We start from the raw sequence: 24,403 nt of genomic DNA on the forward strand, positions 1-24,403 counted from the left end.
CTGCATAATGGCTGCAGGCCATGTTCTATAAGGCTCTTCCGGCATCACCCTGCACTGGCGGGAGCGAGGCGGATGTTGCACCCGGCACGAAAAAACTGTGGGAGCGAATTCATTCGCGAATGGCCAGGACAGACGATATATCTCCATCGCCTTAAACATCGCCTCGCGAATGAATTCGCTCCCACAGGTGATCGCGGGGTGTCAGGTCCTGCGTATCAAAGGTTTTCGTAGCGGTTCATGTCCAGCACGCCCGCTTCCTGCGGCTCGGTTTCGCGGATGTAGCGATCCAGGTCATGGAAATAGGTCCAGAACTGCGGATTGCTGCGGCGCACGCCCCAGCGCTGGACGATCTTGTCGAAGGCGTCTTTGTCATCCCTGGCCTGCTCCATGGCGTCGACGAATGCGCTGACTTCATTGGCCGGGATGTTGAACATGAAGTTCGGGTAGCTGCTGAGCACGCCCGGGTAGATGGTCAGGTTGTCCAGCCCCGGCTGATAGCGATACGCCTCACCAAGCAGGAACGCCACGTTACCGTGGGCACGGTTACGCAGCATGCTGTAGACAATGCGTTTGCCGCTGCCGTCCTGAATGCGCAGCATGGTGGCTTCCGGCAACTGGCCGATGACCTTCAACCCAGCAGCGGGGCGCGCCACCAGACGGCTCAGCGCCTGCTCCACCTCACTGAACACCGGCCCGACACCTGGCCGCGAGCAATACGCGCCGCTGCAGCGGTTGATCGGATCCGGCGCGACGTTTAGGGTGCCGGCGCGCTCGATCAGTTTGCGCTCGAAGTCGCGTTTCGGGTCCTTCTCGTCCAGTTTCATGCCGGTCGGCGTGCTGTCGTCGATGGCCTGATAATCCAGCCACATCTTCACTTTGCCGCTGTTCTGGTACCAACTGCCGAGGATGTCATCACGCTTGTTCGCCGGCATCAGACGCAAGAAGTTGACCTCGGCACCGTTGCGGATCAGGTCGAAATACAGCCGCGTCTGCACTTGATGGGACACGTTGCCGTACACGTCGAAGTTGACCACCAACTGGTAATAGGTGCGTTCCAGCAGCGGGTAGTCGAACAGCCAGACCGTGGTCGGCAGGTCGCCGATCAGGCCCTTGTTCACCGTGGCGCTGTCGAAGTGGCGGAAGATGGTCAGCAAGGCGTTGTCGTTGCCCGCCCACAGGGTTGCCCAGCCGGGCGGCGGCATGTGCGCGTAGGCATCGCTGCGCAGGTCTTCGTATTCGTTGCGCTTGTCGCGGTAGTCGTGCCACAGGCTGAGGACACTGCCGACATCGTCGTTCTGACCCGGCATCGCCAGCAGCGGCGTGGCCTTGGCGCGGTAAACGGCATCGGTGATATAGCGGTCGTGGGCCGGCTCCTGGAACAGCGCCCAGAAGTGGTCGCGGATCACGTCGGTCGCGATCTGCCCGCGGCACACCGGGCCACGGATGAACGTGCGCACAAAGTATTCGGCGTTATCCAGCATGAACTGGTAACGCGCCACCGCCGGGATTTCCTTGAAGGTGTCGAACGGATTGGCCCGGCGTTGCGGGCCATAGCCCGGCAGTTCGGTGGCGTGCCAGTTGCCGCTGTAGAACAGCTGCTTGACCCGCGCCAGCTTCTGCGGCCCCATCGGATAGGTGATGTGGGTCTTGTGTACGATCACGCCCTGCACCGGCATCAGGCGGTAATAGAAGGTGGTGCCCGGATCGTCATCGGGACGGCGGGTGGCGATCAGGTCGACCGGCTTGCCGCTCGGCGTGCGCGACCGCACCCACTGGAAGAAATGCCCCGGCTCGCCACCGGTGAAATAGACATGGGCGAGGAACAGGTGCTCGTACAGCCAGCGGCCGACCAGCGCTTCGGTCGAACCCGGACGGTTGAACAGGTTTTCCCACTCGGTGATTTGCGCCGCTTCGGCCGCGCTCGGCTGCAACGGCGTCTCTTCGACCGGTGCGCCCGCTGCCAGCCAACTTTGCAAGGTGTTGTATTGCGCGTCACTCAGGCCGGTGACCGCCAGCGGCATGCCCTGCCCCGGATGCGCCTTGGCGTAGCCTTCGAACTCTTCGGGCAGCGGGCAGCTGTTTTCCCGATTGAGCCCCAGAATGATGTCATCCGGCAGTTTGGCGTTGGGCACCAGCGGCGCACTGTGGCCGAACTCCAGCATCTTCGCCATCAGTGCGGCCTGGTTGCTCTGGCCGTCCAGCACCGAATAGAAGCCTTTCTTGCGCCAGGCCTCGGGGCCCTCGGCATCGTAGAAAATCCGGCTCGGCGCAATCGCCTTGCTGCGCTCGCCCTGATACACCGGGATCTTCGAGGCGCCGCGCAGGGCACCCTCGCCGCTGCCCAGGTTCAACTGGCAGGCCGCATCGTTGCAGGCATGGCAGGCCACGCACTTCTCGGTGAAGATCGGTTGGATATCGCGGCTGTAGGAGATGGCCGGGTGCGCGTCAGGGGTTTGCGCGAACGCAGCACCGCTGGAAAACACAGCCAGGGCAATGGCGAATAGGCGATGCCACATGGAACGAACGTCCTGAGTTTTGAAAAATCGGGGGTGATTCTACCCGTGGCGAGCTGCCATCAACATGAACAGAATTCATCTAAATCCTGTCACGATTTAAAACCGTACAGGTTTGCTATTATTCCGCACCTTTCATTGTCACCTTTTCATCGTCCGGGTAAGCCTATGTCAGATCGCAACGCGCGTCTCAACGCACTCCATCAAGCACTCAAAGAGCGCATTCTGATTCTCGATGGCGGCATGGGCACGATGATCCAGAGCTACCGCCTGGAGGAAGAAGACTATCGTGGCAAACGCTTCGCCGACTGGCCGAGCGACGTCAAGGGCAACAACGACCTGCTGGTGCTGACCCGCCCCGACGTGATCGGCGCCATCGAAAAGGCCTACCTCGACGCCGGAGCCGACATTCTCGAAACCAACACCTTCAACGCCACCCAGGTGTCCCAGGCCGACTACGGCATGGAAGCGCTGGTGTATGAGCTGAACGTGGAAGGCGCGCGCCTGGCCCGTCAGGTGGCCGATGCCAAGACCCTGGAAACCCCGGACCGTCCGCGCTTCGTCGCCGGCGTCCTCGGCCCGACCAGCCGCACCTGTTCGCTGTCGCCGGACGTCAACAACCCCGGCTACCGCAACGTCACCTTCGACGAACTGGTGGAGAACTACACCGAAGCCACCAAAGGCCTGATCGAGGGCGGCGCCGACCTGATCCTGATCGAAACCATCTTCGACACCCTCAACGCCAAGGCCGCGATCTTTGCCGTGCAGGGCGTGTTCGAGGAAATCGGCTTTGAACTGCCGATCATGATTTCCGGCACCATCACCGATGCGTCCGGCCGTACGCTGTCGGGCCAGACCACCGAAGCGTTCTGGAACTCGGTGCGCCACGCCAAGCCGATCTCCGTGGGCCTGAACTGCGCCCTCGGCGCCAGCGACCTGCGTCCGTACCTCGAAGAGCTGGCGACCAAGGCTGACACCCATGTGTCCGCGCACCCCAACGCCGGCCTGCCAAACGCTTTCGGCGAGTACGACGAGTCGCCGGCCGAGATGGCCGCGGTGGTCGAAGAGTTTGCCCAGAGCGGTTTCCTCAACATCGTCGGCGGCTGCTGCGGCACCACCCCGGCACACATCAAGGCCATCGCCGAAGCGGTCGGCAAATACGCGCCACGGGACATTCCCGAGATTGCCAAGGCCTGTCGTCTTTCGGGTCTTGAGCCGTTCACCATTGACCGCCAGTCGTTGTTCGTCAACGTCGGCGAGCGCACCAACATCACTGGTTCCGCCCGCTTTGCCCGCCTGATCCGTGAAGACAACTACACCGAAGCTCTGGAAGTCGCCCTGCAGCAGGTCGAAGCCGGCGCCCAAGTAATCGACATCAACATGGACGAAGGCATGCTGGACTCGAAGAAGGCCATGGTGACCTTCCTCAACCTGATTGCCGGTGAACCGGACATCTCCCGCGTGCCGATCATGATCGACTCCTCGAAGTGGGACGTGATCGAAGCCGGCCTCAAGTGCATCCAGGGCAAGGGCATCGTCAACTCGATCAGCATGAAAGAAGGCGTCGAGCAGTTCATTCACCACGCCAAACTGTGCAAGCGCTACGGCGCCGCCGTGGTGGTGATGGCCTTCGACGAAGCCGGCCAGGCCGACACCGAAGCGCGCAAGAAGGAAATCTGCAAACGCTCCTACGACATTCTGGTCAACGAAGTCGGCTTCCCGCCAGAAGACATCATCTTCGACCCGAACATCTTCGCCATCGCCACCGGTATCGAAGAGCACAACAATTACGCCGTCGACTTCATCAATGCCTGTGCCTACATCCGTGACGAGCTGCCGTACGCGCTGACCTCGGGCGGTGTGTCCAACGTGTCGTTCTCGTTCCGCGGCAACAACCCGGTGCGTGAGGCGATCCACTCGGTGTTCCTGCTGCACGCGATCCGTGCCGGCCTGACCATGGGTATCGTCAACGCAGGCCAGCTGGAGATCTACGACGAAATCCCGGTCAAGCTGCGCGACGCGGTTGAGCGCGTGGTCCTCAACCAGAGCGAAGACGGCACCGAAGTGCTGCTGGCCATCGCCGACGAATTCAAGGGCGACGGTTCGGTCAAGGAAGCGGAAACCGAAGAGTGGCGCAGCTGGGACGTCAACGAACGCCTCAAGCACGCGCTGGTCAAGGGCATCACCACCCACATCGTCGAAGACACCGAAGCGTCGCGGCAATCCTTTGCCCGTCCGATCGAGGTCATCGAAGGCCCGCTGATGGCCGGCATGAACGTGGTCGGCGACCTGTTCGGTTCGGGCAAGATGTTCCTGCCGCAGGTGGTGAAATCCGCCCGCGTGATGAAACAGGCGGTAGCGCACCTGATCCCGTTCATCGAAGCGGAAAAAGGCGACAAGCCGGAAGCCAAGGGCAAGATCCTCATGGCCACGGTCAAGGGTGACGTCCACGACATCGGCAAGAACATCGTCGGCGTGGTGCTGGGCTGTAACGGCTACGACATCGTCGACCTCGGCGTGATGGTGCCGGCGGAGAAGATCCTGCAGGTCGCCAAGGAAGAGAAATGCGACATCATCGGCCTGTCCGGCCTGATCACCCCGTCGCTGGATGAAATGGTCCACGTTGCCCGGGAAATGCAGCGGCAGAATTTCACCCTGCCGCTGATGATCGGCGGCGCGACTACGTCCAAGGCGCACACGGCGGTGAAAATCGAGCCCAAGTACAGCAACGATGCCGTGGTCTACGTGACCGACGCCTCCCGCGCCGTGGGTGTCGCTACGCAACTGCTGTCCAAGGAACTGAAAGCCGGCTTCATCGAGAAGACCCGCGCCGAGTACGTCGAAGTACGCGAACGCACCTCGGCCCGCAGCGCGCGCACCGAGCGCCTGAGCTACAGCGCCGCTATCGCCAAGAAGCCGCAGTTCGACTGGGCGACCTACGCGCCGGTCAAACCAACCTTCACCGGGGTCAAGGTGCTGGAAGACATCGACCTGAACGTGCTGGTGGACTTCATCGACTGGACACCGTTTTTCATCTCCTGGGACTTGGCCGGCAAGTACCCGCGCATCCTCACCGACGAAGTGGTCGGCGAAGCGGCCACCGTGCTGTTCAGCGACGCCCAGGAAATGCTGCGCAAGCTGATCGACGAAAAACTGATCCGCAGCCGCGCGGTGTTTGGCTTCTGGCCGGCACAGCAGGTCGATCACGACGACATCCAGCTGTTTGGCGAAGACGGTCAGCCGCTGGCGAAACTGCATCACCTGCGTCAGCAGACCATCAAGACCGACGGCAAGCCGAACTTCTCCCTGGCCGACTTCGTCGCGCCAAAAGACAGCGGCGTGACCGACTACGTCGGTGGTTTCATCACCACCGCCGGCATCGGCGCCGAGGAAGTGGCCAAGGCCTATCAGGACAAGGGCGACGATTACAACGCGATCATGGTCAAGGCCCTGGCCGACCGCCTGGCCGAAGCCTGCGCCGAATGGCTGCACCAGCAAGTGCGTAAAGAGTACTGGGGTTATGCCCAGGACGAGCAGCTGGATAACGAAGACCTGATCAAGGAAAAGTACGTCGGCATCCGCCCTGCTCCCGGCTATCCGGCCTGCCCGGACCACACCGAGAAAGGCGTGCTGTTCGACCTGCTCGACCCGACCCAGGGCGACGGCAAACCCGGCATCAGCGGCGTGTTCCTCACCGAGCACTACGCGATGTTCCCGGCAGCGGCGGTCAGCGGCTGGTACTTCGCTCATCCGCAGGCGCAGTACTTCGCCGTGGGCAAGGTCGACAAGGATCAGGTGGAAAGCTACAACGCCCGCAAAGGCCAGGAAATGCGCGTGACCGAACGCTGGCTGGCGCCTAACCTCGGTTACGACGAGTAACCGGGCTGACGGCGTACGCGAACCTGTAGGAGCCGGCTTGCTGGCGAACGCGGCAGATAAGCACCATCAATGCTGACTGACACACCGCATTCGCCAGCAAGCCGGCTCCCACGGCCTTCGGCCAGAATCAAGTTCCATGGTTTCCACAAATCCGTAGCAGTCCGGCTTGCCGGCGTCGGCATTTTCAAGAGCGCCGACACTGGCAAGCCAGGCGGCTACAGATCTGCAGCGTCCGTTTCGTAAAGCAACGCCTGTTTACGACTATGCTCTCTCCAGTGTCTTCATGGCGCACTGGAGGGATCATGGAAAAGCCGTCCGACACCCCGAACGACCCGCTCGACAACAAACCTCCCACCTTCTGGCAGATGCTGCACAGCGTCATGGCCGCCGCTTTTGGCGTACAGAGCAACCGCAACCGCGCCCGTGATTTCACCCACGGCAAGCCGTCGCATTTCGTCATTCTGGGGATTGCCTTCACGGTGGTGTTCGCCCTGCTGTTGATGGGCATCGTGCAACTGGTGCTGTTTTTCGCCGTGCCTTGAATCAGCGCGACGCTTCGACACGCACGAATGGATACTCGGTGCCTGCCGGGCTGCGCCCACCGACGAACTGGCGCACATCGATGTCGTAGTCGTCGCGGCCGTTGGCCTGCATGTAACGCAGGCTGTCGCTGCGCTCCCTGATCTGCATCGCCCGCACCCGCCACATGCCGATGGGCTGCCGCGTCTGCCGGTCGGACTGGTCGTAATCGTGCAGCAGGACCATAGCCCAGCCGCCGAGGGTGAAATGACCGCCCACCACCACGTTCAGGCGTGACTCCAACAGTGCCTGCAACGCCGCCGTGGAGTCGTTGATGGTGCCAACCAACACATCCTTGCCCGGCTGCCGCCCGGTCTCGCGCACGGCGTCCATCACACCGAACGCCATCAGATCGCTGGCGGTCCAGATCAGACTGACATTGGGATAGCGCTTGAGCAGCACCTGCGCCTGCTCGTAGGCGCGATCACGGCGCCAGCCGCCGAGCACGATCTGCCGCAAACGGATCTGTGGGTATTCCGCCAAAGCGCGATACAGCCCCTGCTCACGCTGTAGCGACACCGGCGTGCTGTTGGTGCCGGAGAACGCCAGCATTTCAATGCTCTGCCCGACGGCGACGGCCGGATGCAGTGCGATCAGGCGCTTTGCCACCTGATAGCCGCCCTCCTCGTCGTTCGCCACCAGGCTGCCGAGGAAATCCGGATAACGGCTACGCAGGTCACCCAGGATGCTCAACTGATCAGCAGTAAAGGTGTTGTTCACCGCCATCAGCTTGACCCCGCTGCCCTCGGACAGGCGCAGGATTTCCGGCGCGACGTTCAGCTCGTTGGAGAACACCAGATAATCCGGACGCGCAGTGCCCTGCAGCGCATCGCGGGCGAGCGCCAGCAAGTGTCGCGTGTCACGGTCGGTGTAATACACCTGCAGGGACATACCCAGGCGTTCGGCGGCCACCTGCATGAAACGCGAATAGCTGGACCAATACGGATCCGGCGCGGAGCCAGGGTTGAGAAACACCACCGAAGCCGCCCACGCATTGCCCAGCCATAAACCGCCAACCCAAAGGAGGCAGCCACTGAAAAACCTGATCATGGACACCGCGCCTCAACACCGGGGACAGGCAGACAGGCAGACTTGCCAGGGCCTGCTTATACCCTATCGGCCGGTGCCGGGTAACCTGTACCCGCGTTTTTCTGGAAGCGCGATGCGGACGCTACTGGTGACTGACCCAGAACACCGCAGTGCCAACGACCAGAATGATGAGAAAAAGGATCGCCCAGGCGTCTACGTGACTGTCGGACTTAGCAGCTTTAGGGTGGGATTTGCTCATTGCATCGCCTCTTGTCTGTTTTATAGGTGATTGCGTTGGAGAGTGCAGATAAACGACCGGAGACGGTTGACCCCGGTCCTGAGCTGAGTAAAGTCGAGGCTTGTCCCTGTCACAAGTGTGGATATGGCCAGCCGACGTGCTGCTTATCACTTTTGGCTATTTGCATATATTCAAACTTCACTTTTGCGCATATCCGCAAACTGGTATCTTCCCACCGGCCTCGTTGGAGGCTGCGCGACCGTGCGCGCAGATTTGTTCGGCGACCCTGAAAGCAGGCGACAACGCATCGCCTTTCAGTTCGTCCAAGCAGCAGTGAACCGCCTGAGAACAGGACCACCATGTACGTATACGACGAGTACGATCAGCGGATCATCGAGGACCGCGTCAAGCAGTTCCGCGACCAGACCCGCCGCTATCTGGCCGGCGAGCTGAGCGAAGAAGAGTTCCGCCCGCTTCGCCTGCAAAACGGCCTCTACATCCAGCGTTTCGCGCCCATGCTGCGCGTGGCCGTGCCTTATGGACAGCTGGCTTCGCGCCAGGTCCGCATGCTGGCCCGAATTGCCCGCGATTACGACAAGGGCTATGCGCACATCAGCACCCGCCAGAACGTGCAGTTCAACTGGCCGGCGCTGGAAGACATTCCCGAAATTCTCGCCGAGCTGGCGACCGTGCAGATGCACGCGATCCAGACCAGCGGTAACTGCCTGCGCAACGTCACCACGGACCAGTTTGCCGGCGTCGCAGCCGACGAATTGGTTGACCCGCGCCCATGGTGTGAAATCGTCCGTCAATGGACCACCTTCCACCCGGAATTCGCCTACCTGCCGCGCAAGTTCAAGATCGCGATCAACGGCTCGTCCGCTGACCGTGCAGCCATCGAAGTGCACGACATCGGCCTTGAGCCGGTGAAGAACGCTGCGGGCGAACTGGGCTTCCGCGTGCTGGTCGGTGGCGGCCTGGGCCGTACCCCGGTGGTCGGTGCGTTCATCAACGAATTCCTGCCATGGCAGGACCTGTTGAGCTACCTCGACGCCATTCTGCGGGTCTACAACCGCTACGGCCGTCGTGACAACAAGTACAAGGCGCGGATCAAGATTCTGGTCAAGGCGCTGACGCCTGAAGTGTTCGCCGAGAAGGTCGAGGCCGAAATGGCTCACCTGCGTGGCGGCCAGACCACCCTGACCGAAGCCGAAGTGCACCGCGTTGCCAAGCACTTCATCGATCCTGAGTACAAGGCTCTGGCCGACTACAGCGCCGAACTGGCTCAGCTCGATCAGGAAAACCCGGGCTTTGCCCGCTGGCGCACGCGCAACACCCTGGCGCACAAGAAGCCGGGCTACGTGGCCGTGACCCTGTCGCTGAAACCGACTGGCGTCGCGCCGGGCGATGTCACCGACAAGCAGCTGGACGCCATCGCCGACCTGGCCGACCGTTACAGCTTCGGCTATCTGCGCACCTCCCACGAACAGAACGTGATCCTGGCCGACGTCGAAGAGACTCAGCTGTTCACTCTGTGGGGCGAGCTGCGCGAGCAAGGTTTCGCCACGCCGAACATCGGCCTGCTGACCGACATCATCTGCTGCCCTGGCGGTGATTTCTGCTCGCTGGCCAACGCCAAGTCGATCCCGATCGCCGAATCCATCCAACGCCGTTTCGACGACCTGGACTACCTGTTCGACATCGGCGAACTGGACCTGAACATCTCCGGTTGCATGAACGCCTGCGGCCACCACCACGTGGGCCACATCGGCATTCTGGGCGTGGACAAGAAAGGCGAAGAGTTCTACCAGGTCTCCCTGGGTGGCAGCGCCAGCCGTGACGCCAGCCTGGGCAAGATCCTCGGCCCGTCCTTCGCACAGGATGCGATGCCGGACGTGATCGAGAAGCTGATCGACGTGTACGTGGAAAAACGCACCGAAGACGAGCGTTTCATCGACACCTACCAGCGTATCGGCATCGACCCTTTCAAGGAGCGCGTCTATGCAGCGAATCATTAAGAACAACGAAGTCATCGACGAAACCTGGCACCTGCTGCCGGAAGACACCACGTTCGACAGCCTGTCCAACTGCGACGACCTGATCGTGCCGCTGGCCCTGTGGCGCGACCATGGTCATGCGCTCAAGGCCCGCGACGGCGGCTTGGGCGTGTGGCTGGACAGCCACGAAGAGGCCGAGGAAATCGGCGATGACGTGCAGCATTTTCAAGTCATCGCCCTGAACTTTCCGGCGTTCACCGACGGCCGCAGCTACTCCAACGCGCGTCTGCTGCGTGACCGCTATGGGTACAAGGGTGAACTGCGCGCCATCGGCGACGTGCTGCGCGACCAGTTGTTCTATCTGCACCGCTGTGGTTTCGACGCGTTCGCCATCCGCGCAGACAAGGACCCGTATGAAGCCCTTGAGAGCCTCAAGGACTTCTCGGTGACCTACCAGGCTGCCACCGACGAGCCACTGCCGCTGTTCCGTCGTCGTTGATGCGACGCTGATCTGCGCAGACTGAAAAGCCCCGGCTTCGTGAGAAGCCGGGGCTTTTTTGTTTCAATGCGGCCGGAGGTTGAAAATCGCCAACTGTAGGAGTGAGCTTGCTCGCGATTGCAGTGGGCCGGTCAATATGGCGTCGGCTGAGAGAATGCCATCGCGAGCAAGCTCACTCCTACGCGTTCAATACCGGATCGCTACAGGATTGCGTTCACCAGAACCGCTGCTGCATCAACCGGCTCCACCAGCCCGTCACCAGACGATCCACCGAACCGCTGGCCGCCAGCCCTACCCGCTCCTGCAGACTCTTGCGCTCGGCGTAATGCAGGTGGAAGACCTCGGCGTTTTTCGCTTTTTCCGCCAGGTACTCGTCGCTGGTTTTCAGCTCGTCGACCAACAGCTTGTCCTTGGCCGCCATGCCCAGCCAGACCTCCCCGGTGGCGACTTCATCGATCTGCAATTGCGGGCGATAGCTGGCCACGAAGTTCTTGAACAGTTCGTGGGTGATGTCCAGGTCTTGCTGGAACTTCTCGCGGCCCTTCTCGGTGTTCTCGCCAAACACGGTCAGGGTGCGCTTGTATTCGCCGGCAGTCAGCACTTCAAAGTCGATGTCGTGCTTTTTCAACAGGCGGTTGACGTTAGGCAGTTGCGCGACCACGCCGATGGAGCCGAGCACAGCAAACGGCGCACTGATGATGCGGTTGCCGATGCAGGCCATCATGTACCCGCCGCTGGCTGCGACCTTGTCGATGCACACGGTCAGCGGAATGCCAGCCTGACGAATGCGCGCCAACTGCGACGAGGCCAGCCCGTAGCTGTGTACCATGCCGCCGCCGCTTTCCAGGCGCAGCACCACTTCATCCTTGTTGGTGGCCAGGCTCAACAGTGCAGTGATCTCATGGCGCATGCTTTCGGTGGCCGAGGCCTTGATGTCACCATCAAAATCCAGCACGTAGACCCGTGGCTTGACCTCGGTCTGTTTCTTTTCCCTCTTCTGCTCCTTGGCCTGGGACTTGCGCAGGGCCTTGAGCTTCGCCTTGTCCAGCAACGACCCTTCGAGGCGGTCACGCAGGCCCTTGTAGAAATCGTTGAGCTTGGTCACATGCAACTGCCCGCCGCCTGCGCGACGACCACGGCTACGCATCGAGCCGATGGCCACCAACACCACGATGATGGCGATCACCAAAGTGACGGTCTTCGCCAGAAAGCTGGCGTAATCAGCAATTAACTCCACGGAGGCTCCTTACAGACATGACTGACCCTGGATACAGGATCGCGAATTGCCCAAGCATACCGGCGCGCTCTGCGGCGGGCCAGCGACACGGCTGTCAAAGATCGTGACAAACGAGCAATTCAAACGAGCGTATGTTTTTTCGTTGACAGACCCTGCGCCCTGCTCATAACCTCGCAACACTTTCAACGTACCGGGAAGACGGACGTGGGCAGCATCTACCTCATTCGACATGGCCAGGCGTCCTTCGGTGCCGACGATTACGACGTGCTGTCGGCCAACGGCGTGCGCCAGGCCGAAGTGCTCGGCGCCCATCTGGCCGACCTGGGGTTGAGCTTCGACCGCTGCATCAGCGGCAGCCTGCGTCGTCAGCAACACACCGCCGAAGCGGCCATGTCGCAATTCACTGCCCGGGGCCTGTCGGTTCCGACGCTGGAAACCGATGATGCATTCAACGAATTCGACGCCGAAGCGGTGATCCGCTCGCTGTTGCCGGCGCTGCTGCCGGACGAGCCGGAAGCGCTGGAAATCATGCGCAACATGGCCCACAACCGCGCCGAGTTTCAGCGCCTGTTCGCGCTGATCATCGGCCGCTGGGTCGGTGGCGAACACGACACCCCGGCATTGCAGAGCTGGCTGGCCTTCGTGGCACAGGCCAAAGCCGGACTGGACCGCATTCTCGATGTCGCGGAGGCCAACGACCGCATCGCCGTGTTCACCTCAGGCGGCACCATTACCGCCCTGCTCCATCTGATCACCGCCATGCCCGCGACCCGGGCGTTCGATCTCAACTGGCAAATCGTCAACACCTCGCTCAACCATCTCAGGTTTCGCGGTCGCGAGGTGTCGCTGGCTTCCTTCAACAGTCAGACCCATCTGCAACTGCTGAAGGCGCCGGAGCTCATCACTTACCGCTGAGCCCGGCCAATCGCACCGCAAGGTGCTGCAATCTCTCATATAAAAGGATGACACCATGACCTCCGTAGCCGATGCCGTTCAAGCCATGAAAGCCAAGTTCAACCCAAGCGCCGCTGCGGGCCTGGACCTGGTGTTCGGCTTCCGTATCGATGACACCCAGAACTTCGCCCTGATCGTGAAAGACGGCACTTGCGACCTGCAGGAAGGCGAAAACCCTGACGCCAACGTGACCCTGGTCATGGACAGCGAAACCATGAAAGGCATCGTCAGCGGCGAAACCGACGGCATGCAAGCGTTCATGGCCGGCAAGCTGCGCGCCGAAGGCGACATGATGCTGGCGATGAAACTGAGCGAGCTGTTCCCGGTTTAAGCCCTGCGCGAAAAACCTGAAACCGAAGCCCTTCAAGCTTCGGTTTTTTTTGCGCTACGGTTTGTCACAGACAGCAATCACGACGGCTGATCAAGGCCTAACAGCCTCGCCAATAACGCCCGATGCGGCTTGTTGGCCTGCGCCGGGGCACATTAGATTAGTCAATGATCCTGACCTTCCAAAATAAACAGCAGGGATAAGCATGGCGCTAACCGACCAGTCCACCCAGGTTCGAACCGGCGAAGAACTCGACGCCGCGCTTATCGATCCGTACCTCAAGGCCCACATTCCAGGCTTGAGCGGCACCGCGCAGATCAGCCAGTTTCCCGGTGGAGCTTCCAACCTCACCTATCTGCTGAAATACCCCGAGCAGGAGTTCGTGCTGCGCCGCCCGCCGTTCGGCCACAAGGCGAAAAGCGCCCACGACATGGGCCGCGAGTTTCGCATTCTCAACCAGCTCAAGGACGCCTTTCCTTACTGCCCCAAGGCCTATGTGCATTGCACCGACGAGTCGGTGATCGGCGCCGAGTTCTACATGATGGAACGGGTCAACGGCATCATCCTGCGCGCCGAACTGCCCGCCGAACTGAACTTCGATGCCGCGCAGACCGAAGCCCTGTGCAAGAGCTTCATCGACAAGTTGGTGGACCTGCACAAGGTCGACTACAACGCCTGCGGCCTCGGCGATCTGGGCAAGCCCCAGGGTTATGTCGAACGGCAGATTCGCGGCTGGAGCGAGCGCTATGGAAAGGCCCGCACCCCGGATGCACCGAGCTGGGAAAAGGTCGCGCGCTGGCTCGACGAGAAGAAACCCGCCGACCATCCGACCTCCAGTCTGGTGCACAACGACTACCGCTTCGACAACGTCATCCTCGACCCGGCCAATCCGATGCAGATCATCGGTGTGCTGGACTGGGAGCTGACCACCCTCGGCGATCCGCTGATGGATCTGGGCAACAGCCTGGCTTACTGGATTCAGGCCGACGACCCGGCGCCGGTGCAGTTGATGCGCCGTCAGCCGAGCCACGCACCCGGCATGCTCACCCGCGACCAGTTCGTGGCGTATTACGCCGAACGTTCAGGGATCCGCATCGACAACTTCGATTTCTACTACACCTACGGCCTGTTCCGCCTCGCCGGCATCGTGCAGCAGATTTACTATCGATTCTTCCACGGCCAGACCCAGGACAAGCGCTTTGCCCAGTTCATTCACATGAACAAGCTGCTGGAGCACATGGCCCTGCAGGTCATCGACCGTTCCGCGCTCTGACTCCGAGCCCTGATCCCGATTGCGACACGACAAGGAAAACAACATGTCCAAGACCCAACTGTTCGACCTCGACGGCAAGATCGCCTTCGTTTCCGGCGCCAGCCGCGGCATCGGTGAAGCCATCGCCAAGCTGTTGGCCCAGCAAGGCGCTCACGTCATCGTCTCCAGCCGCAAACTCGATGGCTGCCAGCATGTGGCCGACGCGATCATCGCCGAGGGCGGAAAAGCCACGGCAATTGCCTGCCATATCGGCGAGATGGAGCAGATCGGCGCGGTATTCGCGCGCATTCGTGAAGAGTTCGGCCGGCTGGACATTCTGGTCAACAACGCCGCCACCAACCCGCAGTTCTGCAACGTGCTGGACACCGACCTGGGCGCGTTCCAGAAAACCGTGGACGTGAACATTCGCGGCTATTTCTTCATGTCGGTAGAGGCCGGCAAGCTGATGCGCGAGCACGGCGGCGGCAGCATCATCAACGTGGCCTCGATCAACGGTGTCTCGCCTGGCGTGTTCCAGGGCATCTATTCAGTGACCAAGGCGGCGGTGATCAACATGACCAAGGTCTTCGCCAAGGAATGTGCGCAGTTCGGCATCCGCTGCAACGCTCTGCTGCCGGGCCTGACCGACACCAAATTCGCTTCGGCGCTGGTCACCAACGAGAAGATCCTCAACACCGCGCTGCAACAGATCCCCCTCAAGCGCGTGGCCGCGCCGAGCGAAATGGCCGGCACCGTGCTGTACCTGGCCAGCGATGCGTCGAGCTACACCACCGGCGTGGCGCTGAACGTGGATGGCGGGTTTCTGTCCTGACCCTGCCTCAAAATCGTGACCTGCAGGAGCCGGCTTGCTGGCGAATGCGGTAAGTCAGTCCCTGCGATATCGACTGACTCACCGCGTTCGCCAGCAAGCCGGCTCCTACAGGGGTTTGCGATCCGCAAAGCAACTGAGGCGAATCTGAGGCGTATTTGATGGAATAAAGATTCCATACAGAACGCTCAAAGAATACATTTTCCGCATAACAACAACCCCCAAGGACTTGCTGTCATGCGCGAATCGTCTCTTCCGGATCTGGGTGTCGGCCTGATCGGCACCGGTTTCATGGGCCGGGCCCACGCCCTGGCGTTCCACAATGCGCGGACCACTTTCGACCTTCCGGTCAACCTCAAACTCACCGCACTGGCCGATGCCGATGCCTCACGGGCGGAGCAATGCGCGCGCTCCTGGGGTTTCGAGCGCAGCCATGCCGACTGGCAGCAACTGATCAGCGACCCGGCAGTGAATCTGGTGGCGATCACCACCCCCAACCACCTGCACTTCCCTATGGCCATGGCCGCGCTGGAAGCTGGCAAGGCGGTGTACTGCGAAAAGCCGCTGGCCGTCAGCCTGGAACAGGCCCGCGACATGCAGCGCGCCGCCAAATCAGCGGGCGTGGTGACGCGGGTCGGTTACAACTACCAGCACAACCCGATCATCGGCCTGGCGAAGCAGATGATCGACAGCGGCGAACTGGGGCAGATCGTCAGTTTTCAGGGCGAGTTCAGCGAAGACTTCATGGGTGATCCGCAGTCACCCTGGTCATGGCGCTGTGAAGCCGCCCATGCCGGCGGCGCGCTGGCGGATCTGGGCAGCCATTTGCTGGCAATGGCCCGCTATCTGCTGGGCGATATTGAGGCGGTATGCGCGGACAGCCAGACCGTGCACACCCAGCGGCCCGCGAGCCGGGACAGTCAGGAGGCGCGGTCGATCAGTATCGATGACCAGACCTATGCCCTGCTGCGTTTCGCCAATGGCGCCCGCGGCACCTTCGGCAGCAGTTGGCTCAAACACGGCTACAAGAACCACCTGAGTTTTGAGATCAGTGGCACCAAAGGGACGTTGTCGTTCGATCAGGAGCGCCTCAACGAACTGCGTCTGTACCGTGCCGGCGCGCCGGGCCGTGACGGCTTCCAGCGCATTCTCGCCGGACCGGCCCAGCCGGGTTATGCGGCGTTCTGCCCGGCACCGGGGCATCAACTGGGTTACAACGAACTCAAGACGCTGGAAGTGCATGCACTGATTCAGGCGCTGTGCGGCAAAGGCAACGACGGCCCGGACTTCAGCGAAGCCGTGGAAGTGGAACGGCTGGCGACAGCGATCCGTATCGCCGCGAAAGAAATGCGCTGGGTGACGATTTCGGATATTTGACCGGTTCACCTGCTCCCTCCCACAGAATTCTGTAGGAGCTGGCTTGTCCTGCGACCGGCGAGGCACTCGCCGTAAAACCGGTGAACGCGGTGTATCAGAAAGACCGCATGTGCAGGGTTTGCTGCCGGTTCCCGGCAGGTCGCAGGACAAGCCAGCTCCTACAGGGGTCCGAACGCGCCTACAGGGGATATGACGCATTCGGAGGCTTACAGGTAGAATGCCGCGCTTCCGGGCAGCCATTCTGCCCGTCTGCCAAGTAAGCCCTCTGCCATGCCGTTCGAACTCACCGTAGAACCCACCACATTGCTGGTGCTAGCCCTCGTCGCCTTCGTCGCCGGTTTCATCGATGCCATTGCCGGTGGCGGCGGTCTGTTGACCACCCCTGCTCTGCTCACTGCCGGCCTGCCGCCACATCTGGTGCTGGGCACCAACAAGCTCAGCTCGACCTTCGGTTCGGCCACCGCCAGCTTCACCTTTTACCGACGCAAGCTGTTCCACCCCAGACAGTGGAAACACGCCCTGGTCGGCACGCTGATCGGCGCCCTGGTTGGTGCCATCGTCGCGCATTACTTGCCTGCCGAGCTGTTGAACCAGATGCTGCCGGTGATCGTTTTCGGCTGTGGCCTGTATCTGTTGTTCGGCGGCACACCGAAGGCACCTTTGGACAGCGACGCGCCGATCAAGACCCAGTGGCAATTCCCGCAGGGCTTCGGCCTGGGCTTTTACGACGGCGTGGCCGGTCCCGGCACCGGGGCGTTCTGGACGGTCAGCACCCTGCTGATGTACCCCGTCGATCTGGTCAAGGCCAGCGGCGTGGCACGCAGCATGAACTTCGTCAGCAACGCCGCCGCCCTGACGATTTTCGCCATCAACGGTTCGGTGGACTGGGCCATTGGCCTGGCGATGGGCTCGGCCTTGATGGTCGGCGCCTTCCTTGGCGCCCGCACGGCGATTTCCGGCGGTGCAAAGTTCATCCGCCCGGTGTTCATCACCGTCGTTCTGGCGTTAACCGTCCGCTTGGCCTGGCAGCACTGGTTCAACTAAACCCAGACGCTGCGCCAGGTACAGATCGATCAGATAACGCGCGATGGAGCGGCTCGCCGGCAACGGCGGCATGTCGTGAATGCTGAACCATTGCGCGTCCTCGATCTCGTCGACCTGCGGGACGATCTCGCCGCTGTCGTATTCGGCGTGAAAGCCCAGCATCATCGAGTGCGGGAACGGCCAGCACTGGCTGCCCTTGTACTGGATGTTTTTCACCTTGATCTGCACCTCTTCCATGACCTCCCGGCGCAGGCAGTCTTCGGCGGATTCGCCCGGCTCGGCGAAACCGGCCAGGGTGCTGTAGACGCCGGTGACGAAGCGCGGTGAGCGGGCCAGCAGCACCTCATCGCCACGGGTGACCAGCACGATCATGCTCGGCGAAATCCGTGGATAGGCGCGCAGATCGCACGTCGGGCAATACATCGCCCGCTCGCCCGGAACCTGCTTCGTCGGCTGGCCGCAACTGCCACAGAAACGATGTTCGCGGGCCCAGGTGCTGATCTGCGCGGCATAGCCGAGCGTCTGAAACACATCGAGATCGTCCGCCAGCATGAACTGGCGCAGGGTCTGCCAGCTGGTGCCATCCAGCTGCACCGGCTGTTTGAGGATCTGCACGTACACAGGCTCGCCATCGAAGTGGCCGATGCCGTGCTCGGCCAACAGCGGCAAATCCTGTTTCTTCAGCCATTCGCGGGGGAACATCACGCCATTGCCGTCCAGCAGAAACCCCTGGTCACTCTGAACCACGGCCCAGCCGCCGGCAGTCTCGACATCCAGCACAGCGGTGGTCCAACGCCTCGGGCGCGTCATGAAACAACTCCTCTGATGGGCGACCTGCGCCCGCGATGACTTGGCGGCGGCAGGTCGTTTTCGATTCGCGTTCGACGCTCAATCGTCGAATACGGGCTTCTGCTTGGCCATGTGGGCAACCATGGCCAGTTTGAGATCCGCTGATTGCAACATGGCGGCGTTCCAGGTGGCAACGTATTCGAGGCCGTCATCGACACTGTGATCGCGCATGTAACCGATCATGCGCTTGCTGCCACTGATGGCAATCGGCGATTTGGCGGCGATTTCCCCGGCGATGGCCATCACCCCGTCGAGCAGTTGCGGCAGGTCGTCGTAAACGCGGTTGACCAGACCGATGCGCTGCGCTTCGTCGGCCTTGACGTTACGCCCGGTGTAGGCCATCTCGCGCATCATGCCGTCGCCGATCAATCGTGGCAGGCGCTGCAGGGTGCCGACGTCGGCAGCCATGCCCATGTCGATCTCCTTGATGGAAAACTGCGCGTCCGCCGCCGCATAACGCATGTCACAGGCGCTGATCAGGTCGATGGCGCCGCCGATGCAATAGCCTTGCACCGCCGCCAGCACCGGTTTGCTGCAACGGTCGATGAGGCTGAAGGACTCCTGCATCTGCAGGATCTTGCGCCGCAGCAGGCGTGCATTGCGACCGACATCCTTGCCCAGCTCGTTGGCCACCGATGCCAGCAGCATCAGGTCGATACCCGAGGAAAAATGCTTGCCGGCACCGCTGAGCACCACCACCCGCACTTCGTCAGTGGTCTCGATCCACTCAAAAATCTCGATGATCTCGCTCCAGAACGCGGCGTTCATGGCGTTGAGCTTTTCCGGGCGGTTGATTTGCACATGGGCGATGTGGTCGGCCAGGTCGACCTTGAAGGCGCTGTAGTCGGACACGGTGATAATCCTTGAATGACCGGTGAGAGGTAAATCCGCAAGCCCCGGACTATAACAATTCAGGCCGGATCGCCGCAGGCCACGGTTGCGCCATTTACCGGACCGTACCGGACGCCTCATCCGGTTAAAAACTGAACGGTGGCAGCCCGCGACGGTCAAGAAGGATGGCACGCGGCTATCCGTCGTACCGAGCAGTCGAACAGCCGTCGCTGCTGACTCATTTCTCTGGTCGCAAGAGGGCGATTATCGATGACATCCAAAGCAGCAATCGGCATCGTCGGTCTGGACGATATTCTCGCGGGCGGCCTGTCCCGCGGGCATGTGTTTCTTCTTGAGGGTGAACCGGGTACCGGCAAGACCACCCTGGCGCTGCACTTTCTACGGGCGGGCGCCGACGCTGGCGAACGCGGCCTTTACATCACCCTGTCGGAAACCGAGCGCGAATTGCGTGTCGGTGCCCAGTCCCATGGCTGGGAGCTGGGTGAGCAGATCGAGGTGTTCGAACTGACCCCGCCCGAGGATCTGCTCAACGCCGATCACCAGCAGAGTCTGCTGTATTCTTCGGACCTTGAGCTGGGCGAAGCGACCAAGCAGATTTTTCAGGTCGTCGAACAGATCAAACCGTCGCGGGTGGTGATCGACAGCCTTTCCGAGATCCGCCTGCTGGCCCAGAGTTCGTTGCGCTACCGGCGGCAGATTCTGGCGATCAAGCACTATTTCGCCCGTTATGAGGCCACCGTGGTGCTGCTCGACGACCTGACCACCGAAGCCCTGGACAAGACCGTACACAGCGTGGCCCACGGCGTGATCCGCCTGGAAGAACTGACCCCCAGCTACGGCGCCGAGCGGCGACGCCTGCGGGTGGTGAAGTACCGTGGACAGAAATACCGCGGCGGCTACCACGACTTCACGATCCTCTCCGACGGTATCCATGTGTTCCCGCGCCTGGTCGCCGCCGAGCACCGCAACGTCTACAACAGCACGGTGCTCAGCAGCGATATTCCCGAACTCGACGCGCTGCTGGGCGGCGGTATCGACAGCGGCTCCAGCACGCTGATCCTTGGCCCTGCGGGCACCGGCAAATCGCTGCTGGCGCTGGTCTTCGCCACCGCAGCCGCCGCTCGTGGCGAAAAAGTCGGGCTGTTCATTTTCGATGAAGAGATCGGACTGCTGTTCGAACGCATGAAAAAGGTCGGCATCGATCTGCCGGCCTTGCAGCAGACCGGCAATCTGCTGATCGAACAAGTCGACGCCGCCGAACTGTCGCCCGGAGAGTTTTCCCATCGGGTGCGCCGCAGCGTCGACGAACAGCAGATCCGCACCGTGGTGATCGACAGCCTCAACGGCTATCAGGCCGCCATGCCGGAAGAAAACGCGCTGGTCCTGCACATGCACGAACTGCTGCTGTACCTGAACCGCCAGGGCGCCTCGACCTTCATGACCGTTGCCCAACATGGCCTGGTCGGCGACATGAAAGCGCCGGTGGACATCACCTACCTGGCCGACACGGTGATTCTGTTGCGTTATTTCGAAGCGTTGGGCAAGGTACGTCGGGCCATTTCCATCATCAAGAAGCGTACCGGCAGTCACGAATCGACCATTCGCGAATACCGCATCAGCGCCTCCGGGCTGAAGATCGGCGCGCCGCTGGAAGCCTTTCAGGGCGTGCTGCGCGGCGTTCCGCATTATTTTGGCGAGAGTAACCCCTTGTTGCAGGATGCAGACGTGTGAGCACACCGGGACAGTTGTCGGAACGCGCCATCATCCTCGCTCCCCACGGCCGAGACAGCCAGATCGCCCTGAGAATCCTGCAGGAAGCCGGATTCGCCGCGATGATCAGCCACGATCTGGCCGGCCTGTGCAAGGAGCTTGTTTCCGGGGCGGGGCTGGCGGTGATTGCCGACGAAGCGCTGCACGGCATTGAACTCAATCCGCTGCTCAGTCTGCTGGCCAATCAGCCGGCGTGGTCGGACCTGCCCGTGGTACTGCTGACACGACATGGCGGCCAGGAACAGATTCACTCCTCCCGCCTGGGCAAGCTGCTGGGCAACGTGACGTTTCTGGAGCGCCCTTTCCACCCGCCCACTCTGGTCAGCCTGGTCAGCACCGCGGTGCGTGGTCGCCGTCGTCAATATGAAGCGCGCAGCCGCATGGAAGACCTGCGCGAAAGCGAGCAGCGCCTGCAACACGCGCTCAAGGCCGGACGTCTGGGCGCCTGGCAGCTGGAAGCCGAATTCTTCGAGCTGCAGTGTTCGCCGATCAGCAAAGCCCACTACGGCCGCGACGAGCACGCACACTTCAGCTACCACGACTGGATCGATTCGGTGTATCCGGCTGACCAGCCGCGCATGCAATCGGCCCTGCAACGCAGCCTCGACACCGGTGAAGACTTTGTCATCGAATTCCGCAACAGCTGGCCGGACGGCTCGCTGCACTGGGTCGACGTACGCGCCCGGGCCATCCGCGCCCGCAATGGCCGGGTCAGCCTGCTGGCCGGAGTGACCTCGGACATCACCGAACGCATGCAAGCCGAACAGCAACTTCGCCGTCTCAATGAAACTCTTGAACAGCAGGTGGAGGAACGCACCTCGCAACTGCGCCACAACGAAGAAGTGCTGCGCCAGTCACAGAAAATGGAAGCGGTCGGCCAGTTGACCGGCGGCATCGCCCACGACTTCAACAACATGCTCACCGGCATCATCGGCAGCCTGGAACTGATGCGTCGACGCATCGCCAAGGGCCGCACCGACGACCTCGACGGCCTGATCGACCTCGGCGTGACCTCGGCCAACCGTGCGGCTGCCCTGACCCACCGCCTGCTGGCGTTTTCCCGCCGGCAGTCGCTGGACGCCAAGCCGGTGGAGATGAACGAACTGGTCAGCTCGATGGGCGAGCTGCTGCACCGCAGCCTCAGCGAAAGCATCCGCCTGGACATGTGCCTCGATCCGCAACTGTGGACCGCCGAGGCTGACCCCAATCAGCTGGAAAGCGCCCTGCTCAATCTGGTGCTGAACGCCCGCGACGCCATGCCCGATGGTGGCATGCTGATGATCGAAACCTTCAACCGCAAGCTCGACCGCAATTTCACCAACGCCCACGAGAGCCTGCTGCCGGGCGACTACGTGGTGCTCAGCGTCACCGACAGCGGCTGCGGGATGCCGGAGACGGTGATCAACCGCGCGTTCGATCCATTCTTCACCACCAAGCCCATCGGCCAGGGCACCGGGCTCGGGCTCTCGATGATCTATGGCTTCATCAAACAGTCCCACGGCCATGTGGTGATTGAGAGCCAGGTCGGGCATGGCACCACGGTGCAGTTGTTCCTGCCGCGCTATCACGGCCAGACCGACGACAGCGAAGCCACGCTGCACGCACCGGCGGTGGATGCCCGCGAGGGGGAAACCATCCTGATCGTCGAAGACGACCCGGCGGTGCGGGCGCTGGTCAGTCAGGTGCTGGGCGAGTTGGGTTATGCGTACCTGGAAGCGGGCGATTCGGCGGGTGCGCTGCCGATGCTGGAGTCCGGGCAGCGTATCGATCTGATGATCAGCGATGTCGGCCTGCCCGGGATGAATGGCCGGCAACTGGCGGATATCGGTCGGCAGATGCGTCCTGAGCTCAAGGTGTTGTTCATCACCGGTTATGCCGAGAATGCAGGGGTGCGGGCGGGTTTTCTGGAGTCCGGCATGCAGATGATCACCAAGCCGTTTGCCTTCGATCAACTGACTGCCAAGGTGCGGGAGATGATTGAGGGATGATTGCTTTGGCTGCTGATGCAACCTGTTTCGCCTCCGGTGCGTTACGCGGATTTTTGTAGGAGCTGGCTTGCCCTGCGACCGGCGACGCAGTCGTCGTAAAATCTACGCACTCGGTTTGTCTGGTCTGACGCTGTAGCTGCTAACGCAGCCTTGTTTCGCCTGACGGCGAGTTACTTGGAAAAGCCCCAAGTAACCAAAGGCTCTTATCCCCGCCATACGGTGCCTCGCCTAGGCTCGGCATGCCCGCACTCCGGCGACGCTCCGTGGGCCCGCCGCGAATGGGCCATCCATGGCCCACGCGGCTCTCGCGGCATCCATGCCGCTCGACCCACTGCGCATAGCCTGCGTTCGGCCTTCTGGAACGGGGCCCAAGATCAAAATCAAAATCAAATACCAGATCAAAACCCACGCCGAGGCGGACTAACGTCCGACCTAGCTTCGGATGGACGCATACGTTCTTATGGGCCACCGATATACGTGGGAGGGAGCCCTGCTCGCGATGGCGGTGGATCAGCCAACACAGCATTGACTGGGAGGACGCCATCGCGAGCAGAGCGCCCTCCCACAGATTTCGTGGTGTCAGGTATATCTCGGCCCGACACAGGCTGTGTAGGAGCGCGCTTGCCCGCGATGGCGGTGGATCAGTCAGCACAGCATTGACTGACCTGACGCCTTCGCGAGCAGGGCTCCCTCCCACACGGATTAGCGCGGGTGGGCGATAACCACGAACGGTGTGGGAGCGAATTCATTCGCGATGCGGTGTTCCTGATGATGGTTTCGTGTTGGCTGTACAGACATCGCGAATGAATTCGCTCCCACAATGGATATTCGCTTGTTCAGGGATATGGCGGCGTTTATCGAGACGTCATCGTCCAAATCCGGCTCAGACCAAGCGCGCTCCTACACATACGGCACCAAACCACCCGCAGCAGTTCGGCTTGCCGGCGGCAGCGATCTCACGGATGTCACCTTCGGCAAGCCAGACTGCTACGGGTTCAGATCGTTCGGAAGTCTATTGAACAATGCGAACCTTGTGGGAGGGAGCTCTGCTCGCGAAAGCGTCAGCCCAGTCACTGCAATGCGGACTGACCTACCGCCATCGCGAGCAGAGCTTGTGTCTTTAGCTGAGGTAATGTCAGAGGTGAGAGGGGTGGATGGCAGCTGATGAGCAGCGGTGCCTTTTGAGCAC

17 protein-coding genes are annotated in these 24,403 nt (G+C 61.6%); 12 read left to right on the forward strand and 5 right to left on the reverse strand.

The features are described from left to right. Positions 1–215: 215 nt before the first annotated feature. Positions 216–2,516: a fatty acid cis/trans isomerase gene (locus tag ACIPL0_RS23950; RefSeq protein WP_400601375.1), complete on the reverse strand. Its 2,301-nt coding sequence runs from the start codon at positions 2,514–2,516 to the stop codon at positions 216–218. A 165-nt stretch (positions 2,517–2,681) separates the two neighbouring features. On the opposite strand from ACIPL0_RS23950, the gene metH reads away from it, so the two are divergent. Together metH and ACIPL0_RS23960 are read left to right on the forward strand one after the other, a co-directional pair. Then, positions 2,682–6,392 carry a methionine synthase gene (gene metH, locus ACIPL0_RS23955; protein WP_400601377.1) on the forward strand — a complete coding sequence of 1,237 codons (3,711 nt, stop codon included), beginning with the start codon at positions 2,682–2,684 and terminating at the stop codon, positions 6,390–6,392. Positions 6,393–6,694: 302 nt separating this feature from the next. Continuing rightward, the gene (locus ACIPL0_RS23960) at positions 6,695–6,934 is read left to right on the forward strand and encodes a DUF2970 domain-containing protein (protein ID WP_400601379.1); all 240 of its coding nucleotides are present in this window, start codon (positions 6,695–6,697) and stop codon (positions 6,932–6,934) included. Position 6,935: 1 nt separating this feature from the next. Here ACIPL0_RS23960 and ACIPL0_RS23965 read toward each other — a convergent pair whose 3' ends face one another. Further along, positions 6,936–8,021: an ABC transporter substrate-binding protein gene (locus ACIPL0_RS23965; protein WP_400601381.1), complete on the reverse strand. Its 1,086-nt coding sequence runs from the start codon at positions 8,019–8,021 to the stop codon at positions 6,936–6,938. 576 nt (positions 8,022–8,597) lie between these two features. Here ACIPL0_RS23965 and ACIPL0_RS23970 point away from each other — a divergent pair. Together ACIPL0_RS23970 and ACIPL0_RS23975 are read left to right on the forward strand one after the other, a co-directional pair. Then, positions 8,598–10,256 carry a nitrite/sulfite reductase gene (locus ACIPL0_RS23970; protein WP_400601383.1) on the forward strand — a complete coding sequence of 553 codons (1,659 nt, stop codon included), beginning with the start codon at positions 8,598–8,600 and terminating at the stop codon, positions 10,254–10,256. Then, positions 10,240–10,734 carry a DUF934 domain-containing protein gene (locus ACIPL0_RS23975; protein WP_400601385.1) on the forward strand — a complete coding sequence of 165 codons (495 nt, stop codon included), beginning with the start codon at positions 10,240–10,242 and terminating at the stop codon, positions 10,732–10,734. The genes ACIPL0_RS23970 and ACIPL0_RS23975 overlap by 17 nt, the downstream gene beginning before the upstream one ends. A 214-nt stretch (positions 10,735–10,948) precedes the next feature. Here the strand turns inward: ACIPL0_RS23975 and sohB are convergent, their stop codons facing one another. Next, positions 10,949–11,971: a protease SohB gene (gene sohB, locus ACIPL0_RS23980; RefSeq protein ID WP_400601387.1), complete on the reverse strand. Its 1,023-nt coding sequence runs from the start codon at positions 11,969–11,971 to the stop codon at positions 10,949–10,951. Positions 11,972–12,175: 204 nt separating this feature from the next. Here sohB and ACIPL0_RS23985 point away from each other — a divergent pair, with 204 nt between their 5' ends. The 6 genes from ACIPL0_RS23985 to ACIPL0_RS24010 all read left to right on the forward strand — a co-directional run bounded on the left by ACIPL0_RS23985 (position 12,176) and on the right by ACIPL0_RS24010 (position 17,755). Continuing rightward, positions 12,176–12,886 (forward strand): histidine phosphatase family protein, encoded by a 711-nt coding sequence (locus ACIPL0_RS23985; RefSeq protein WP_400601389.1) that lies wholly within the window; start codon positions 12,176–12,178, stop codon positions 12,884–12,886. Between the two features lie 55 nt (positions 12,887–12,941). Beyond that, on the forward strand, positions 12,942–13,256 hold the full coding sequence (locus ACIPL0_RS23990) for an SCP2 sterol-binding domain-containing protein (RefSeq protein ID WP_400601391.1): 315 nt from the start codon (positions 12,942–12,944) through the stop codon (positions 13,254–13,256). A 202-nt stretch (positions 13,257–13,458) separates the two neighbouring features. After that, positions 13,459–14,526, forward strand: a complete 1,068-nt coding sequence (locus tag ACIPL0_RS23995; protein WP_400601393.1) for a phosphotransferase family protein — start codon at positions 13,459–13,461, stop codon at positions 14,524–14,526. A gap of 43 nt (positions 14,527–14,569) precedes the next feature. Next, entirely contained in the window at positions 14,570–15,337 is a 768-nt protein-coding gene (locus tag ACIPL0_RS24000) for an SDR family oxidoreductase (protein ID WP_400601395.1), read from the forward strand. A 234-nt stretch (positions 15,338–15,571) separates the two neighbouring features. Then, positions 15,572–16,711, forward strand: a complete 1,140-nt coding sequence (locus ACIPL0_RS24005; protein ID WP_400601397.1) for a Gfo/Idh/MocA family protein — start codon at positions 15,572–15,574, stop codon at positions 16,709–16,711. A gap of 270 nt (positions 16,712–16,981) precedes the next feature. After that, entirely contained in the window at positions 16,982–17,755 is a 774-nt protein-coding gene (locus ACIPL0_RS24010; protein WP_400601399.1) for a TSUP family transporter, read from the forward strand. Here the strand turns inward: ACIPL0_RS24010 and nudC are convergent. Continuing rightward, entirely contained in the window at positions 17,717–18,565 is an 849-nt protein-coding gene (nudC, locus tag ACIPL0_RS24015; RefSeq protein WP_400601401.1) for an NAD(+) diphosphatase, read from the reverse strand. The two genes, ACIPL0_RS24010 and nudC, sit on opposite strands and share 39 nt — an antisense overlap. 78 nt (positions 18,566–18,643) lie before the next feature. Next, positions 18,644–19,456, reverse strand: a complete 813-nt coding sequence (locus ACIPL0_RS24020) for a crotonase/enoyl-CoA hydratase family protein (RefSeq protein ID WP_400601403.1) — start codon at positions 19,454–19,456, stop codon at positions 18,644–18,646. A 249-nt stretch (positions 19,457–19,705) separates the two neighbouring features. On the opposite strand from ACIPL0_RS24020, the gene ACIPL0_RS24025 reads away from it, so the two are divergent. Beyond that, complete coding sequence (locus ACIPL0_RS24025) at positions 19,706–21,187, forward strand: ATPase domain-containing protein (protein ID WP_400601405.1); 1,482 nt, start codon at positions 19,706–19,708, stop codon at positions 21,185–21,187. Then, positions 21,184–23,214, forward strand: coding sequence for a response regulator (locus ACIPL0_RS24030; RefSeq protein WP_400601407.1), 2,031 nt, complete (start codon positions 21,184–21,186; stop codon positions 23,212–23,214). The genes ACIPL0_RS24025 and ACIPL0_RS24030 overlap by 4 nt, the downstream gene beginning before the upstream one ends. Positions 23,215–24,403: the final 1,189 nt, after the last annotated feature.

It is taken from the genome of Pseudomonas sp. NPDC090208 (assembly GCF_044746785.1).
Lineage (GTDB): Bacteria > Pseudomonadota > Gammaproteobacteria > Pseudomonadales > Pseudomonadaceae > Aquipseudomonas.